The sequence below is a fragment of the Sphingomonas carotinifaciens genome (assembly GCF_009789535.1).
In the GTDB taxonomy this organism is placed as follows: Bacteria; Pseudomonadota; Alphaproteobacteria; order Sphingomonadales; family Sphingomonadaceae; genus Sphingomonas; species Sphingomonas carotinifaciens.
In genome coordinates this window covers 3,337,595-3,353,608 of record NZ_WSUT01000005.1, presented here as the reverse complement: position 1 = coordinate 3,353,608, position 16,014 = coordinate 3,337,595, and the positions used below count along the sequence as shown (strand labels likewise).

The window sequence follows — 16,014 nt, the reverse complement described above, 5'->3', positions numbered from 1 at the left end:
CCAGATCCCAGTTGCCCTCCTCGGTATAGAATTTGAACGAGAAGCCGCGCACGTCGCGCTCGGCATCGGCCGCGCCCTGTTCGCCCGCGACGGTGGAGAAGCGCAGGAGCAGGTCGGTCTTCTTGCCGACCTCGTTGAACAGCGCGGCGTTGGTGTATTTGGTGACCGCATCCGAGGTGACGGTCAGCGTGCCGAACGCACCCCAGCCCTTTGCGTGGACGACCCGTTCCGGGATGCGCTCCCGATTCTGGTGCGCCAGCTTCTCGATGAGCTGATAGTCCTGGAGCAGCAGGGGGCCGCGCGGGCCGATGGTGATCGCGTTCTGATTGTCGCCCACCGGCGCGCCGGCGGAAGTGGTGAGCGTCGGGCGCTTCTTGTCGTCTGCCATGGAGTCTCTCCCAAGTTCCGTTCGAATTCTGGAACGGGTAGTGACAGCTTCGGTTCAAACGGCAAAACGCATTGATCGACCGTCTGTGATCGATTGCCTGAATTTTGCGACGGGCGGCATCGGCGGCCTCGTCGCGGGTCGGTTCACTCGTCTTCCGGAGCCGGTATCGGCGGGTGGAGGCGCAGGCGGTGGATGCGGCGTTCGTCCGCTTCCAACACCTCGATCGTCCAGCCGGTGGGGTGTGCGACCAGGGTACCGATGTCGGGCACCTGCCCCGCGATCACCGCGGTGAGGCCGCCGAGCGTGTCGACATCCTCCTCCGCTTCCTCCAGCGCCGGGTCGACCGTGCGGGCGACCTCCGCCAGACCGACGCGGGCGTCGGCATCCCAGGCGCCGCCGTCGAGCGGCACGAGCAGCGCCTGGGGCGCATCGTCATGCTCGTCCTCGATCTCGCCGACGATCTCCTCGATCAGGTCCTCGATCGTGACGAGCCCCTCGGTGCCGGAATATTCATCGAGCACGACCGCGAGATGGACGCGCTTCTGGCGCATGTCGGCGAGCAGATCGAGCGCGCCGCGGGACATGGGCACATAGAGCGGATCGCGGATCAGCCCGGCGATGGTCGCGGGATGCTCCGCCCCGGTCGCCAGGATGTTGAACACGTCCTTGATGTGGACCATGCCGATCACCTCATCCAAGCTTTCGCGGTAGACGGGCAGGCGGCTGTGCCCGGCCTCCGCAAAGATCTGCACGAGATGGTCGAAGGTGGTGCGTTCCTCCACCGCGATGATGTCGGCGCGCGGCACGCCGACGTCGCCGGCGTCGCGCTCGCCGAAATGCAGGAGGTTGCGGACCATCTGCCGCTCCAGCGGGGTCAGGTCGCCCTTGGCATCGGGGCCGGGATCGCCCTCGTGCCGGTCGATCGCCTCCTCAAGCTGCTCGCGCAGCGACTCCTCCTGCTGCTCGCCGAAGATCAGCGAGCGCAGGCCGCTCCATATCCCGTTTTCCTGGGAGTCACCGCCGACGGTGCTACTTTGGCCCTCTGACATGGGAAGGTCTTCTAGTCCTCGCGAACGCTGTAAGGGTCGTCGATGCCGAGCGAGGCCAGCGCGTCGCGCTCGATCGCCTCCATCGCCTCTGCCTCGTCGTCGTCCATATGGTCGTAGCCTAGCAGATGAAGCACGCCGTGCACCATCAAATGGGTGGCATGGGTTTCCACCGCGATGCCGCGCTCGGCCGCCTCCGCGACGCAGACGCCGTGCGCCAGGACGATATCGCCGAGCAGCAGCTCGCCATCATCCGAATTCTGGCTGACGGTTTCGATCAGGTCGGGCTGCACCATCGGGAAGGACAGGACGTTGGTCGGCTTGTCCTTGCCCCGATACTGCTTGTTGAGGTGGTGAACCTCGTCGTCGGAGGTCAGGCGGACGCTGATCTCGACCAGCGCCGGCGTGGTGAGCAGGGGGCCGTGCGGTGTCCGTTCGATCGCGGCGCGCGCGGCGCGGGTGGCGAGGCCGTCCCAGTCCGCATGCGCCCACGGCTCCTCACGGGAGAGTTCGATCTGGATCATGCGTCGGGGCCTTCATACGCCTCGACGATGCGACCGACGATCGGGTGGCGGACCACGTCGGCGGCGGTGAAGCGGCTCATCGCGATGCTCTCCAGCCCCTCCAGCCGGCGAACGGCATCGGCAAGGCCCGAGGCGGCGACGCCGCCTGGCAGATCGACCTGGTTGGGATCGCCGCAGATCACCATCCGGCTGTTCTGGCCGAAGCGGGTCAGGAACATCTTCATCTGCGCCGGCGTGGTGTTCTGCGCCTCGTCGAGAATGACGAAGGCGTCGCCGAGCGTGCGGCCGCGCATGAAGGCGATCGGCGCGATCTCGATCTCGCCACTGGCGATGCGGCGTTCCACCTGCTCGGCGGGCAGGCAGTCGTAGAGCGCATCGTAGAGCGGGCGGAGATAGGGATCGACCTTCTCCTTCATGTCGCCGGGCAGGAAGCCGAGCCGCTCGCCCGCCTCCACCGCCGGGCGCGACAGGATCAGGCGCTGGACCGAGCCGGTGATGAGCTGTGCCACCGCCTGCGCCACCGCCAGATAGGTCTTGCCCGTGCCCGCCGGCCCGAGCGCGAAGATCATGTCGTTGGACACGAGCTCCTTCATGTAATGCGCCTGGGCGGGGGTGCGGGGCACGATCGTCTTCTTGCGGGTCCGGATCATGATCGGCGGGGGCGAGGACCGCTCCGCCGAGACGATGCCGTCCAGCGTCGGTTCCGCCGCCATCGCGATCGAGGCGTCGACCAGACCGGTATCGACCTCCTCGCCGCGACCGATGCGGGCGTAGAGATCGTTCAGCACATCGCGGGCCATCGCCACCTGTTCGGCGGTGCCCTCCAGCCCGACACGGTTGCCGCGCGCGGTGATGTAGACCCCCAGCCGGTTTTCCAGCGCGACCAGATTGCGATCATATTGGCCGAACAGATGGGCAAGCATCTGCGGCTTTTCGAACACCAGTTCCACCCGGCTGCGTTCACCGGCACGGGCGGGAAGGGGCTTACGGCTCATGCGATCCTTTCTTCGCGGATTGCCGTGAAGATGGTGCGCGAACGGGCGGAGCGCCAGTGGGAAAATCGGTTGCCCACGATGCGCAGTCAGGCCGCCGCGCGCAGCGTCTGCGTGCCGGTCAGCGAATTGGGGCCGGCGGCGCTCAACTGCACCGTCACCACGTCGCCGATCGCGTGGTCGCCGATCAGGTGAACCGACTGCAACCAGGGCGATTTGCCGAGCATCTGGCCGGGCAGCTTGCCGCGGCGTTCGATCAGCACGTCGCAGGTGCGCCCGACGCTGGCGAGGTTGAAGGCGTGCTGGTCCCGGTTGAGTGCGGCCTGAAGCCGCTGGAGACGGTCGTCCATCACCTCCGCCTCGACCTGATCGGCCATGTCGGCGGCAGGCGTGCCGGGGCGTGGCGAATATTTGAAGCTGAACGCCTGCGCATAGCCGAGCGCGTCGACGAGGCTGAGCGTGTCGGCGAACTCGGCCTCCGTTTCGCCGGGAAAGCCGACGATGAAGTCGCCGGACAGCGCGATGTCCGGCCGCACCGCGCGGATCCGGTCGATCAGGCGCAGATAGGAGTCGCGGCTGTGCGCGCGGTTCATCGCCTTCAGCACGCGGTCGTTGCCCGCCTGCACCGGCAGATGCAGGAAGGGCATCAGGCTTTCCACATCGCCATGCGCATCGATCAGCCCTTGCGTCATGTCGTTGGGGTGGCTGGTGGTGTAGCGGATGCGGTGCAGCCCCTCGATCCGGTCGAGGGTGCGGATCAGGCCGTGCAGGCCGTGATCCTCGGCATCGTTCCACGCGTTGACGTTCTGGCCGAGCAGCGTGATCTCGCGCGCGCCCGCACCCACCAGCGCCTTTGCCTCGTCCACGATCGCGGCGAAGGGGCGGCTGATCTCCGCACCGCGGGTATAGGGCACGACGCAATAGGTGCAGAACTTGTCGCACCCCTCCTGCACGGTCAGGAAGGCCGACGGGCCGACCTTGCGGCGGCCGGGCAGCTTGCCGAACTTGCTGGCGAGCGGCATGTCGGTATCGAGCGCGGCCTCGCCCTTTGCGGCCTTTGCGACGAGTTCGGGGAGGTTGTGGTACGCCTGCGGGCCGACGACGACGTCCACATTCGCGCGGCGGACGATCTCGTCGCCTTCGGCCTGCGCGACGCAGCCGGCGACGGCGATCATCGGGTCGTGACCCTGCTGGCGCGCGTGTTTGCGCAAGCGGCCGATGTCCGAATAGACCTTTTCGGTCGCGCGTTCGCGGATGTGGCAGGTGTTGAGCACGACGAGGTCGGCCGCGTTCGCATCATCGGTCGCGGTCAGGCCCTGGGCGGCCATCAGTTCGGCCATGCGCTCGCCGTCATAGACGTTCATCTGGCAGCCGAACGATTTGACGTGGAAGGTCTTCGGATTGGACTTCATGGGCGGGGCCCATAGCAGAGTCGCGCGGCCGGCGGGAGGGGCGGCGCGCGGAAGTGGACACTACGTCCCCCCGTCCGTGTCCACTTACCTTTTTTGCAATCGTGCGGTTGGATGAAGGCGCAAGCGGGGAGGGACTGTCCCATGGCTGCGATGTAGCAGAATCGGGGGTTGTAGGACAGCGTCGTTATCAGGCGGCGGTGGCTGTGCTTCGACTTCGCTCAGCACGAACGGGGCTGGGGGGTGTCGCAATCCCTTGGGGCGGCATCCGCGATCCGGCGGCGGGCCGCGGCGGCGATGGCTTTGCGGCCGGGGTGGTCGGCGGGGTCGAAGGGGGGGCAGAAGGTGAGGGTTGCCGTGAAGCGGCCGGGGCGGCGAAGGACGCGGGCGGCGTTCGTCTGGCCATGTTCGCCATCGGGCCAGGCGAGATCGGCCATGGCCGGGCCATAGTCGATGCGCACGGGCTGGACGCGGATGCCGGGCGGGGCGGGGTCGAGGGCGGCGAAGAGGGCGGGCTTGAAGGGGAGCAATGCCCGGCCGTCGCCGGTGGTGCCTTCGGGAAAGATGGCCAGCGGCTGGCCGCGGGCGAGGGCGTCGCGGATCGCCTGCACCTGGTCCGCAATGCCGAGACGGTCGGCGCGCTCGATGAACAGGGTCCGGTTGAGGCCGCACAGCCAGCCGACCAGCGGCGTGCGGGCGAGTTCGGCCTTCGCGACGAAGCTGGTGCCGGTGGCGCCGGCGAGCAGGGGAATGTCGAGCCAGCTCTGATGATTGGCGACGAACATCACGTCGCGGGTCAGCGGCTGGCCGACGATGCGGGCCCGCGCGCCGGCGATGCGCGCGACGCGGGCCAGAAACCGCCGCGGCCAGGGCGAGGCGCGCCGCCCGCTGCGCCAGGCGCCGTGAAGGGCCAGCGCGCCGGCAAGACTGGCGGAAAGGCCGGCGACCCGGATCGCCAGCCGGCCCTGCTTCAACGATCCGGCTTCGGCTGGCGATCGAGGCTGACGCCGTAGAGTTCCATGCGGTGATCGACGAGGCGGAAGCCGAGCTTCTCGGCGATCGCCTTTTGCAGCTGTTCGAGTTCGGGATCGACGAATTCGATGACGCGGCCGGTCTCGACATCGATCAGATGGTCGTGATGCGCCTCGGGCGAAGGCTCGTAGCGGGCGCGACCGTCGCCGAAATCGTGGCGGTCGAGGATGCCGGCCTCTTCGAACAGGCGCACGGTGCGATAGACGGTGGCGATCGAGATGCCGGGGTCGATCGCGGCGGCACGCTCATAGACCTTTTCGACATCGGGGTGATCCTCGGCCTCGGACAGCACGCGCGCGATGACGCGCCGCTGCTCGGTGATGCGCAGCCCCTTTTGCGCGCAGAGCGCTTCCAGATCGATTTTGCGGGCCATGCTTCACTACTCCTTGGGACGCACCATCATATAGGCCCAAAGCGTTTTTGCGAAAAGAGGATAGCGATTCGCAATAAGTGGGACTTTCTGCCCTCTACCCTCCCGGGGGGCTTCCGAAGCTATCCCACCACCCGCGCGTAGGTATGCGCATCATAAGCCACGCCGTCATGGCCCCGGTAATAGCCGCGGCGAATGCCCTGACGCGTGAAGCCGTGACGCTGGTAAAAGGCGATGGCGGGATTGTTCTCGCGCACTTCGAGGTGGAGGTGGGTCACGCCGCGCGCGGCGCAGTCGGTCAGCACACCCTGCATCAGCGCGGTGCCGACGCCGGCGCGGCGATGCGCCGGCGTGACGGCCAGCAGCAGCAGCTCGGCCTCGTCCAGCACGGCGCGGGTGAGGGCGAAGCCGGCGGGAATGTCGTCGACCAGCGCGAAGACCAGGTGGATGCCGGGCATCGCCAGCACGCCCATCGCCTGCGACCGGGTCCATGCCTCGCCCCAGCGGGCCTCGAACGCGGCGGCCATCAGCGCATCCATCACGCCCACGTCGCGCGCATCGCCGGTGCGCAGCGTGAGGCTGCGCGTCGCCATCACGCAGCGACCCCGAGCGCGGTCCTGGGCGTGGGGGGCTTCGCATCGGGCGCCCGGCCATAGATCGGCCGCGGCGGCAGATCGGCCTGGGCGGGAGGCAGGCGATGCGCCTCCGCGGCGTCGGGCAGCGCCTCGATCACGGGCAGGTCGGGGGCGAGCGCGGTCAGCCGGTGGACGCCGTTGCCGACCGCGGTGCGGCCGCCGAGGTCGGCGAGCGCGGCATCGGACTTGCGCGAGGCGGCGGGGGCGAGCGGCGTGAGATCGGCGGCGAAGGGTTGCACGAACACCTCGCCATGCCCGCCCTCCAGCACGACGCACACCTCCGCCAGATCGTGCGCGGCCAGGGCGGCGGCGGCAACGAGCGCGAGCGACTGAAAGCCCGCGACCGGCACCTGCCAGCCAAAGGCGAGGCCGCGCGCGGCGGCGAGCCCGACGCGGATGCCGGTAAAGCTGCCCGGGCCGCAATCCACCAGGATGCGATCCGCCCGGCCGCCGCCATCCAGCGCGGCGATCATCGGCACCAGCTTTTCGGCATGACCGCGGCCGACCACGTCATGCGCATGGTCGATCACCCGCCCGTCCTCGATCAGCGCGACCGAGCAGGCGGCGGTGGCGGTCTCGATGACGAGCGTGCGCAAGGGATCAGGCGATGCGGTTGAAGCGGTCGAAGTCCGGCCGCGGGTTGCGGGGGTGGAGCGTCGAGCGATCGCCGTAACCGAGCGTCGAGATCAGGTTGGTACGCACGCCGGGCTGATCCGCGAAGAAGGCGAGATCGACCTGTCCGGCGTCGAAGCCCGACATCGGACCGGTATCCAGCCCCAGCGCGCGGGCGGCCAGGATGAAATAGCCGGCCTGAAGCGAGCTGTTGCGGAAGGCGGACGCCTCGCGCAGTTCGGCATTGCCGTCGAACCAGCTTTTTGCGTTCACATGCGGATAAAGATCGGGCAGGTGTTCGTGGAAGTTCACGTCCATGCCGATGACGACCGCGACGGGAGCCTTGCGGATCTTGGCCGCGTTCGAGTCGCTGGCGCAGGCGGCGAGCCGGTCCTTGGCCTCCTGGCTGGTGCACCAGACGAGGCGGGCGGGAAGCTGGTTGGCGGAGGTGGGGCCGAACTTCATCAGGTCCCAGATCGCGTGCAGCGCCGAGGTTTCGACGGGCGTATCGAGATAATGATTGAAGGTGCGGGCTTCGCGGAACAGCCGGTCGAGCGCGGCGTCGTCGAGCGGCTGCATCAGACGGCCCTCACTTCGGTGACTTCGGGAACATAGTGGCGCAGCAACTGCTCGATGCCGTTCTTGAGCGTGGCGGACGAGGACGGGCAGCCGGCGCAGGCGCCCTGCATCCGCAGGTACACCTTGCCCTTGTCGAAGCCGCGATAGACGATGTCGCCACCGTCATTTGCCACCGCCGGGCGGACGCGGGTTTCGATCAACTCGCGGATCTGGGCGACGATGTCGGCATCGGCGGGATCGTCGGCAAAGCTTTCTTCCTCGACGGGCACGGCGAAGTCGGCGCTGCCCTGGCGGAAGAGCGGCATGTTGGCGGAGAAATGGTCGAGCAGGATGCCGAGAACGTCGGGCTTCACGTCCGCCCAGTTGATGCCGGGCGCGATCGTCACCGAGACGAAGTCGCGGCCGAAAAAGACGCCGGTGACGTCGCCCAGGTCGAAGATCGCCTCGGCCAGCGGGCTGGCGGTGGCCTCTTCGGGAGTGGCGAAATCGCGGGTGCCGGCGTCCATCACCGCCCGGCCGGGCAGGAACTTCAGCGTCGCGGGGTTCGGCGTGGCTTCGGTTTCGATCAGCATGGGGAGCATGTGGCGCGGCGCGGGGCGGGGATCAAGCGGGTTGGGGGAAAGGGATCGTTTCCGGGGGTTAAGTCGGGGAGGCAATATGCCCTCTCCCCGTGGGGGAGAGGGTGAAAGGTCACACGTCCATCTGTTTCACGGCGGCGTTCCAGGTGTCGATGTTGGTGCGCGCTTCCTGGACGAAGGCGGAGCGGCGGACGAAGCCCATGAACAGGTCGGCGAACCATTTGCCCGGCTGGCGCAGGGGGCGTTCGAACTGGATGAGGAGGACGACGCGGGTGCCGTTCGTCTCGTTCCAGACCTCATGCTGGTAGGTATCGTCGAAGACCAGCGTCTCGCCCTCCGCCCAGCGGACGATGCGGTCGTGGACGCGCATCCGCACATCGCCGTCGCGCGGCACGATCAGGCCGAGATGACAGGTGATCAGCCCCTTGGTGACGCCGCGGTGATCGGGGATGTGGGTGCCGGGCGCGAGGATCGAGAAGAAGGCGGAGTTGAGGCCGGGGATGGAGGCGACGACCTGGGCGGTACGCGGGCAACGCGCAAGATTGTCCGCAATCGGATAGCTGTAGCCCCACAGGAAGAAGGAGCGCCACTTGTTCACCTCCGCGATCGAGCGGTGGTCGGGCGAGATGGTGGCGAGGCTGGGGCTGGCCTGCCCCTGGAGCGCGACGGAGACCGCCTCGTCACGGATCGCCTGCCAGTTGTCGCGCAGGGCGGCGGTCCAGGCGAAGTCGCGGGTGTCGAGGACGGGGTCGTTCGAGACGAGCGAGGACGAGCCGATCAGCCGGTCGAACACGCCGCGGATCTGCTTGCCGAAGCGGATGATGAAGGGGCGGCCGCGTTCGGCCTGCATCGGGGCACCGGGTTGCGGCGCGCCCGAGATCGAGCCGAGATCGGGGGTGACGGCGCGGCCACGGGGTGCGTCGTCCGCGTTCCGCCATAAAAGACGGTCCTGTCCAACTTTTACCTCAACGCCCATCGGATCAACCACTTGTCTGTTGTTGCCGTGCCGTGGCCGGCCAGTATCGGCGCTCTAGTCGCGCTATGGGTCGAAATGATGGCGGGATCGGGCAAGGATGCGGCGGGCGTGGCTGGCGGAGGGGGCCGCGAGCGGGTACAGGGTGGTGCCTATGGCGTTTCCTTCGCGCGCATATCGCGCTCCCGTCCTTCTCTTCCTCGGGCTGGGACTGGCCGGCCTGGCGCCGGTGTCCGGGCAGCAGGCACCGGCCCCGCAGGCCGCCCCCGTCGCGCCGGTGCAGCAACCGGCACCCGCCGCGGTGCCGCCGATCCCCGGCGTCGACCAGACCCCCTGGCTCTACAAGGGGTCGGACCTGCCGCAGGACAAGGCCTGGGCCTTCGGCACGCTGCCCAACGGCCTGCGCTATGCGGTGCGCAAGAACGGAGTGCCGCCGGGGCAGGTGGCGGTTCGGGTGCGGATCGATGCCGGGTCGTTGAACGAGCGGGATTCGGAACGCGGTTTCGCGCACTTCATCGAGCATCTGAGCTTTCGCGGATCGGAATATGTGCCCGATGGCGAGGCCAAGCGCATCTGGCAGCGGTTCGGCGCGACGTTCGGATCGGATTCGAATGCGTCGACCACGCCCACCCAGACCGTCTACAAGCTGGACCTGCCGGGCGCGACCGAGGCGGGGCTGGACGAAAGCCTGAAGATCCTGTCGGGCATGATGGAAAAGCCTGCGCTGACCGACGCGGCGCTGGCCGCGGAACGCCCGGTGGTGCTGGCCGAGCGGCGCGAACAGCCGGGGCCGCAGGTACGCTGGTCCGACAAGCTGCGCGAAACCTTCTTTGCCGGGCAACCGCTCAGCCAGCGCTCGCCGATTGGGCAGGTGGAGACGTTGCAGGCGGCGACCGCGGCCAGCGTGCGCGCGTTCCACGACCGCTGGTATCGGCCCGAGCGGGCGGTGGTCATCATCTCCGGCGACATGGACCCGGCGGTGTTCGCGCGGCTGATCGCCAAGAATTTCGCCGACTGGAAGGGGGTGGGCGAGAAGCCGGTGGACCCCGATTTCGGCACGCCACAGGCGGATCAGCCGCCATCGGCATCGATCGCGGAGCCCGGCCTGCCGCCGGTGGTGGTGATGGGCGTGATGCGGCCATGGCGGTATCAGGACGACACGATCATCTTCAACCAGAAGCGGCTGGTCGACATGCTGGCGACGCGGCTGATTAGCCGGCGGCTGGAGACGCGCGCGCGGGCCGGGGGCAGCTTCCTGCAGGCGGGGGTCAGCCTGGACGACGTGTCGCGATCGGCGAACCTGACCGCGGTGAACATCGTGCCGGTGGGCGACGACTGGGAGGCGGCGCTGAAGGACGTGCGCGCGGTGATCGCCGATGCGATGGCGACCGCGCCGGGGCAGGCCGAGGTCGACCGCGAACTGACCGATTTCGACACCATCATGCGCACCCAGGTGGAGACAGCGCGGGTGGAGGCCGGCGCGCGGCAGGCCGATGACATGGTCGAGGCGCTCGACATCCGCGAAACGGTGACGGGGCCGGAGACGTCCTATGCGATCCTGAAGGACGCGATTGCCAAGAAGATGTTCACGCCGGAGACGCTGCTCGCCTCCACCCGCAAGATCTTCCAGGGGGATGCCACGCGGGCGCTGGTCAACACGCGCAGCCCCGACCCGGGTGTCGCGACGAAGCTGGCGGCGGCGTTGAAGGCGGACGTGTCCGCGCTGGCGGGCAAGCGGCGGCAACAGGCCAACGTCACCTTTGCGCAACTGCCCAGGCTGGGAACGCCGGGCAAGGTCGTCTCGCGCCAGGCGATCCCGGCGCTGGACATGGAACAGGTGGTGTTCGCCAATGGCGTGCGCCTGCTGCTGTTCCCCAACGCGTCGGAAACGGGGCGCGTTTATCTGCGTGCCCGGTTCGGGCAGGGTTATAACGCGCTGCCCGCGAACCGCGAGAGCCCGATCTGGGCGGCGGACCTGGCGTTGATGGCGGGCGGCATCGGCAAGCTGGACCAGGGCGACCTGGACCAGTTGAGCGCCGGGCGCCGGCTGGGGCTGGACTTCGGCATCGAGAATGATGCGTTCGCACTGGGGGCGATCACCTCGCCGAGCGATTATGCCGACAATCTGCAACTGATGGCGGCCAAGCTGGCGGCACCCGCCTGGGACCCGGCACCCCTGACCCGCGCCAAGGCCGTGGTGCGCGCGGCCTATGCCGGGTTCAGCGCCTCGCCCGACGGGGTGATCAGCCGCGATCTGGAGCGGTTGCTGCACGACGGCGATCCGCGCTGGGGAACGCCCACGCCCGAGGTGGTGGCGGGAACGACGCCCGCCGCGTTCAAGGCGCTGTGGGCGCCGCTGCTCGCCTCCGGCCCGATCGAGGTGTCGGTGTTCGGCGATGTGAAGGCGGACGAGGCGATCGCGGCGGTAGGCCGGACGTTCGGCGCGCTGAAGCCGCGTCCGGCGGCGACCGGGGCGGCGCCGGCGATCCGGTTTCCGGCGCATGTCGCGGCGCCCGTCGTCAGGACGCATGACGGAGCGGCGGACCAGGCGGCGGCGGTGATCGCGTGGCCGACCGGGGGCGGGAGTGCTGACTGGCGCGACCGGACGCGGCTCGACGTGCTGGCGCAGGTGTTCTCCGACCGGCTGTTCGACCGGCTGCGCTCCGAGGCGGGGGCGAGCTATACGCCGCAGGTGGCGAGCCAGTGGCCCATCGGCCTGTCGGGCGGCGGGCGGATGATCGCGATCGGGCAGGTGGCGCCGGACAAGGTGGACTTCTTCTTCACCCTGGCGCGCGAGATCGCCGCCGACCTGGTGGCGAACCCGATCGGGGCGGACGAGTTGCAGCGCATCAAGCGGCCGATGGGGCAGTTCATCCTGCGCGCATCCTCCGGCAACCAGTTCTGGTTGCAGCAGCTGGGCGGCGCCTCGTTCGATCCCAAGCGGGTGGAGGCGACGCAGCAGCTGGCGCAGGATTTCGTATCGATCGATCCGGCGCAGTTGCAGGCGGTTGCGGTGAAATATCTGCGGCCGGAGCGGGACTGGACGTTGAAGGTGGTGCCGAAGAAGTGAGGCTGGGCTCCCTCTCCCCTGCGGGGAGAGGGAAGGGGCCCGCTGCCTTCAGGCAGGGGGAAGGGTGAGGGGAAGCCACAGGCGCAGCGCCGCTTGGCAGCCCCTCACCCTCCCACCGCTTCGCGGCGGGCCCCTCCCTCTCCCCGGAGGGGAGAGGGGGTTAGTGGTCACCCCTTGTAGAGCGCGTCCAGTTTCTCGCCGTAGATCTGGCGGATGATGTGGCGGCGGATCTTGAGCGAGGGGGTCATCTGCTGGTTTTCGATCGCGAAGGGTTCGTCGGCCAGGATGAAGCGGCGGATGCGCTCGGTGACGGACAGGTCGCGGTTTACCCGGTCGACCGCGGCGGTGAGCGCGGCGCGATAGTCGAGATCGTCCCATAGCGCGTCCGCCCGGCAGGCGGTGCCGCGCTTCGCACACCATTCCTGCGTCCATTCGGGATCGGGAACGATGAGCGCGACCATATAGGGGCGGCGGTCGCCCGCGATCATCGCCTGAAGGATCTCGGGCTGGAGGGTCAGCATCCCCTCCACCTTCTGGGGCGCGACATTCTCGCCCTTGTCGTTGATGATGATGTCCTTCTTGCGGTCGGTGATCTTGATGCGACCGGCCGCGTCGAACTCGCCGATGTCGCCGGTGTGCAGCCAGCCATCCTGCAGCACGCGGTCGGTTTCCGCCTCGTTATGCCAATAGCCGTGCATGACGAGTTCGCCGCGCACCAGTATCTCGCCATCGTCGGCGATCCGCACCTCGGTATCGGCGAGCGGCGGGCCGACCGTGTCCATGCGCAGGCCCGCGGACGGGCGGTTGCAGGCGATGACGGGCGCCGCTTCGGTCTGGCCATAGCCTTGCAGCACGGTGAGCCCGATCGAGTGGAAGAAGATGCCGATTTCCGGGTTGAGCGGCGCGCCGCCCGATACCATCGCCTTCAACCGGCCGCCAAAGCGTTTGGAGATCTTGGGCTTGAACAGCGTGCCCACCGCCAGTTGGCGGGGGCGGTCGACGAGGCGCAGGCGGCCGTCATAGGATTTCGCACCGAGATCGAGCGCGTGGCCGAGCAGGCGCGCGGCAAGGCCGCCCTTCTTCTCGATGCCCTTGGTGATGCGGGTGCGCAGCACCTCGAACAGGCGGGGCACGACGACCATGATCGTCGGGCGCACCTCCTCGATATTGGCGGCGAGCTTGTCGAGGCCTTCGGCATAATAGATGTGGCCGCCCAGGCCGATGGGCAGGAACTGGCCGCCGGTATGCTCATAGGCGTGGCTGGGGGGCAGGAAGGACAGGAACACCTCCTCATCGTCCCAGGAGAAATCCTCGGCGATGATGCGCACGCAGCCATTGACGTTGTGAAGGATCGCGCCGTGATGCTGCATCACGCCGCGGGGCGCGCCGCCGGTGCCCGAGGTGTAGATGATGCATGCCAGATCGCCGCGCACGAAATCGGCGCGTGCGGCCACCGTGGCGGGGTCCGCGGCATGCTTGTCGATCAGCGCGTCATATTGGAAGCATTCGATCTGGCTTTGCCCCAGGCGCAGCGGCTCGATCCCGATCACCTTTTCGAGATGGGTCGAGCGCAGGACGGCGGGCATCAGCGTGTTGGCGAGCTTCTGCGTCGAGACGATGACCGCGCGGGCGCCCGAATTCTCGATGATGTGCGCGTGGTCGCGCTCGGTATTGGTGGTGTAGGTCGGCACCGTCACGCAGCCGGCGGCCATGATCGCGAGGTCGGCGATGCACCATTCCGGCCGATTCTCGCTGACCAGCATCACCCGGTCGCCACGTTGCAGGCCGATATCGGTCAGCGCGTTGGCAAGGCTGGCGACGGCACGCGCGGCGTCCGCCCAGCTGATCGAGACCCAGGCGCCGTTCTGCTTGCGCGACAGAAAGGGCGCGTCGCCCTTCCCCGCGGCGCGGGTGAAGAACATGGTGACGAGGTTGGGAAAATGTTCCAGCGTTCGCATCGGCCTCTCCTGATCGCCCGCATCATCGTCGGTGCGACGCACGGGGTTCTGTTTTCGTTGCTTATTCCGCCGGGCGGTCGAAGATCGAGCCCTGACGGCGGATGCGGGTGACGTTGCCGGCGACATCGATCGCCACGCCCTCGCTGCGCGGATCGGCGGCGCCGACCCAGCGGCCGTTCACCCGCTCGATGGCGTTGGCCTTCAGGCCGAGGGGGGCGACGCGGACCTGCTCGCCCAGCGCCCGAAGCCGGGGGACGAGGGGTTCGAGGGTGGTGCCCTTCTCCACAGTGGCGACCTGGCCGGGGGCGTAGACGAGGCCGAGGCCGATCGCATCCTGTGCGCTGAGTTTCCAGTCGATGACGCCGATGATCGCCTTGGCGACCTGCGCGATGATGGTCGAGCCGCCCGCCGCGCCGACCGCGAGGCGGACCCGGCCGGCGGGATCGTAGACGATGGTGGGCGACATCGAACTGCGCGGGCGCTTGCCGCCCTCCACCCGGTTGGCGACGAGGCGGCCGTCCTCGACGGGCACGATGTCGAAATCGGTCAGCTCGTTGTTGAGGGAGATGCCGTCGACCGACAGGCCGGAGCCGAAATAGCCCTCGATCGTGGTGGTCACCTGTACCGCGTTGCCGGCGGCGTCGACGGCGGCAAGGTCGGAGGTGCCGGGTACCTCGCTGACGGGCGCACGGACGCGGGGCGGGGCGCCCGGCGGCGTGCCCGGCGAGACGCTTGCCATGGTGCGGTCGGGCGCGATGAGGGCGGAGCGGGTGGCGAGGTAACCGGGGCTGAGCAGGCCCTTGACCGGCACCTGCACGTAGTCGGGATCGGCGAGGTACATGTCGCGGTCCGCATAGGCGAGGCGCGAGGATTCGGCGAACAGGTGCCAGGCGGTGGCGCTGGCGGGGCCGAGCGCGGCCATGTCGAAGCGTTCGAGCTGCTTCAGGATCATCAGCACCGCGACGCCGCCCGCCGATGGCGGCCCCATGCCGCAGATGCGATAGGCGCGGTAGCTGCCGCAGATGGGCGGGCGGGGCCTGGCATCATAGGTGGCGAGGTCGCCGGTGGTCATCCTCGACGGGTTGCGCGCGGCGGTGTTGACGGTGGTGACGATCTTCTGCGCCTGCGGGCCGACATAGAAGCTGTCGGCGCCTTGCGCGGCGAGACGCTCGAACAACGCGGCCTGATCGGGGACGCGGACGGTGGCGCCGACGGGGAGCGGCTGGCCATCGGCGCCGGAGAAGCGCGCGCGGGTCGCGGCATCGACATGGGTGCCGAAGCGGATCAGGCCGCCGCGCAGCCGCTCGCTGACCGTGAACCCCTCCCGCGCGAGGCGGATGGCGGGGCCGAACAGCGTCTTCCACGCCAGCTTGCCCGACCGGCGATGCGCGACCGCCATGCCGCGCAGCGCGCCGGGGACGCCGACGCTGCGGCCGCCGGGGACGGCGTCGCGGTGCGAGAGCGGCGTGCCGTCGGGAGCGTAGAACCAGCGCGGGTCGGCGGCGGCGGGGGCGGCCTCGCGCGCGTCGATGGTGGAAAGCCGGGCCGTGCGGGCGGCGTGGGACACCCAGAAGCTGCCGCCGCCGATGCCGGAATTCTGCGGCTCCACCACGTTCAGCACCAGCATGGTGGCGATCGCGGCGTCGGTGGCGGTGCCGCCCATGCGCAGCATGTCGACCCCGGCCTGCGCGGCGCGGGGGTCGGCGGCGCTGACCATCCCCTGGGTAACGGGGCTCTTTTTAACGGGTCTGGTGGTGGTGCGGGCGGATGCGGTGGCGGGCAGGGCGAGCGCGGCGGCGGCGAGCAGCAGGGTCTTCATCGCGCGCGAACCTACCGGCGCGGGTTGCC

The 16,014-nt window shown here is 68.8% G+C and carries 15 protein-coding genes; 1 reads left to right on the top strand and 14 read right to left on the bottom strand.

The annotated features are described in order from the left end of the window. The 12 genes from GQR91_RS17675 to GQR91_RS17620 all read right to left on the bottom strand — a co-directional run. Window positions 1-388 (bottom strand): catalase (locus GQR91_RS17675; protein ID WP_164727765.1); only part of this gene is annotated, 388 nt, incomplete at its 3' end. 143 nt (window positions 389-531) lie between these two features. After that, window positions 532-1,437 (bottom strand): hemolysin family protein, encoded by a 906-nt coding sequence (locus tag GQR91_RS17670; protein WP_149680970.1) that lies wholly within the window; start codon window positions 1,435-1,437, stop codon window positions 532-534. Between the two features lie 11 nt (window positions 1,438-1,448). Continuing rightward, entirely contained in the window at window positions 1,449-1,958 is a 510-nt protein-coding gene (gene ybeY, locus GQR91_RS17665; protein ID WP_112381217.1) for an rRNA maturation RNase YbeY, read from the bottom strand. Next, the gene (locus GQR91_RS17660; RefSeq protein WP_112381216.1) at window positions 1,955-2,953 is read right to left on the bottom strand and encodes a PhoH family protein; all 999 of its coding nucleotides are present in this window, start codon (window positions 2,951-2,953) and stop codon (window positions 1,955-1,957) included. Before GQR91_RS17660 ends, ybeY begins: the two co-directional genes overlap by 4 nt. Window positions 2,954-3,039: 86 nt before the next feature. Then, entirely contained in the window at window positions 3,040-4,362 is a 1,323-nt protein-coding gene (gene miaB / locus GQR91_RS17655; RefSeq protein ID WP_149680969.1) for a tRNA (N6-isopentenyl adenosine(37)-C2)-methylthiotransferase MiaB, read from the bottom strand. A 218-nt stretch (window positions 4,363-4,580) separates the two neighbouring features. Then, window positions 4,581-5,333, bottom strand: a complete 753-nt coding sequence (locus GQR91_RS17650; protein WP_149680968.1) for a lysophospholipid acyltransferase family protein — start codon at window positions 5,331-5,333, stop codon at window positions 4,581-4,583. Further along, on the bottom strand, window positions 5,330-5,764 hold the full coding sequence (locus tag GQR91_RS17645) for a Fur family transcriptional regulator (protein WP_112381213.1): 435 nt from the start codon (window positions 5,762-5,764) through the stop codon (window positions 5,330-5,332). Before GQR91_RS17645 ends, GQR91_RS17650 begins: the two co-directional genes overlap by 4 nt. A 119-nt stretch (window positions 5,765-5,883) precedes the next feature. Further along, window positions 5,884-6,354 carry a GNAT family N-acetyltransferase gene (locus GQR91_RS17640; RefSeq protein ID WP_149680967.1) on the bottom strand — a complete coding sequence of 157 codons (471 nt, stop codon included), beginning with the start codon at window positions 6,352-6,354 and terminating at the stop codon, window positions 5,884-5,886. Then, window positions 6,354-6,992 (bottom strand): tRNA (adenosine(37)-N6)-threonylcarbamoyltransferase complex dimerization subunit type 1 TsaB, encoded by a 639-nt coding sequence (gene tsaB / locus GQR91_RS17635; protein ID WP_149680966.1) that lies wholly within the window; start codon window positions 6,990-6,992, stop codon window positions 6,354-6,356. The genes GQR91_RS17640 and tsaB overlap by 1 nt, the downstream gene beginning before the upstream one ends. 4 nt (window positions 6,993-6,996) lie before the next feature. Then, window positions 6,997-7,587, bottom strand: a complete 591-nt coding sequence (locus tag GQR91_RS17630) for a malonic semialdehyde reductase (RefSeq protein WP_174236576.1) — start codon at window positions 7,585-7,587, stop codon at window positions 6,997-6,999. Further along, complete coding sequence (locus GQR91_RS17625; protein ID WP_112381210.1) at window positions 7,587-8,159, bottom strand: NifU family protein; 573 nt, start codon at window positions 8,157-8,159, stop codon at window positions 7,587-7,589. The genes GQR91_RS17630 and GQR91_RS17625 overlap by 1 nt, the downstream gene beginning before the upstream one ends. Window positions 8,160-8,277: 118 nt before the next feature. Then, the gene (locus tag GQR91_RS17620; protein WP_235903839.1) at window positions 8,278-9,153 is read right to left on the bottom strand and encodes an aspartyl/asparaginyl beta-hydroxylase domain-containing protein; all 876 of its coding nucleotides are present in this window, start codon (window positions 9,151-9,153) and stop codon (window positions 8,278-8,280) included. Between the two features lie 139 nt (window positions 9,154-9,292). Here GQR91_RS17620 and GQR91_RS17615 point away from each other — a divergent pair, with 139 nt between their 5' ends. Then, entirely contained in the window at window positions 9,293-12,208 is a 2,916-nt protein-coding gene (locus GQR91_RS17615; protein ID WP_149680964.1) for a M16 family metallopeptidase, read from the top strand. 167 nt (window positions 12,209-12,375) lie between these two features. Here the strand turns inward: GQR91_RS17615 and GQR91_RS17610 are convergent, their stop codons facing one another. Both GQR91_RS17610 and ggt read right to left on the bottom strand, forming a co-directional pair. Then, complete coding sequence (locus tag GQR91_RS17610) at window positions 12,376-14,166, bottom strand: AMP-dependent synthetase/ligase (protein WP_149680963.1); 1,791 nt, start codon at window positions 14,164-14,166, stop codon at window positions 12,376-12,378. Window positions 14,167-14,227: 61 nt separating this feature from the next. After that, on the bottom strand, window positions 14,228-15,985 hold the full coding sequence (gene ggt, locus GQR91_RS17605; RefSeq protein WP_174236575.1) for a gamma-glutamyltransferase: 1,758 nt from the start codon (window positions 15,983-15,985) through the stop codon (window positions 14,228-14,230). Window positions 15,986-16,014: the final 29 nt, after the last annotated feature.

Bases quoted from the DNA above. Each gene is read 5' to 3' on its own strand.
- GQR91_RS17645 (WP_112381213.1), bottom strand. From the start codon at position 5,764: ATGGCCCGCAAAATCGATCTGGAAGCGCTCTGCGCGCAAAAGGGGCTG.
- GQR91_RS17610 (WP_149680963.1), bottom strand. From the start codon at position 14,166: ATGCGAACGCTGGAACATTTTCCCAACCTCGTCACCATGTTCTTCACC.
- GQR91_RS17625 (WP_112381210.1), bottom strand. From the start codon at position 8,159: ATGCTGATCGAAACCGAAGCCACGCCGAACCCCGCGACGCTGAAGTTC.
- GQR91_RS17640 (WP_149680967.1), bottom strand. From the start codon at position 6,354: ATGGCGACGCGCAGCCTCACGCTGCGCACCGGCGATGCGCGCGACGTG.
- GQR91_RS17670 (WP_149680970.1), bottom strand. From the start codon at position 1,437: ATGTCAGAGGGCCAAAGTAGCACCGTCGGCGGTGACTCCCAGGAAAAC.
- miaB (WP_149680969.1), bottom strand. From the start codon at position 4,362: ATGAAGTCCAATCCGAAGACCTTCCACGTCAAATCGTTCGGCTGCCAG.
- GQR91_RS17630 (WP_174236576.1), bottom strand. From the start codon at position 7,587: ATGCAGCCGCTCGACGACGCCGCGCTCGACCGGCTGTTCCGCGAAGCC.
- ggt (WP_174236575.1), bottom strand. From the start codon at position 15,985: ATGAAGACCCTGCTGCTCGCCGCCGCCGCGCTCGCCCTGCCCGCCACC.
- GQR91_RS17660 (WP_112381216.1), bottom strand. From the start codon at position 2,953: ATGAGCCGTAAGCCCCTTCCCGCCCGTGCCGGTGAACGCAGCCGGGTG.
- ybeY (WP_112381217.1), bottom strand. From the start codon at position 1,958: ATGATCCAGATCGAACTCTCCCGTGAGGAGCCGTGGGCGCATGCGGAC.
- GQR91_RS17615 (WP_149680964.1), top strand. From the start codon at position 9,293: ATGGCGTTTCCTTCGCGCGCATATCGCGCTCCCGTCCTTCTCTTCCTC.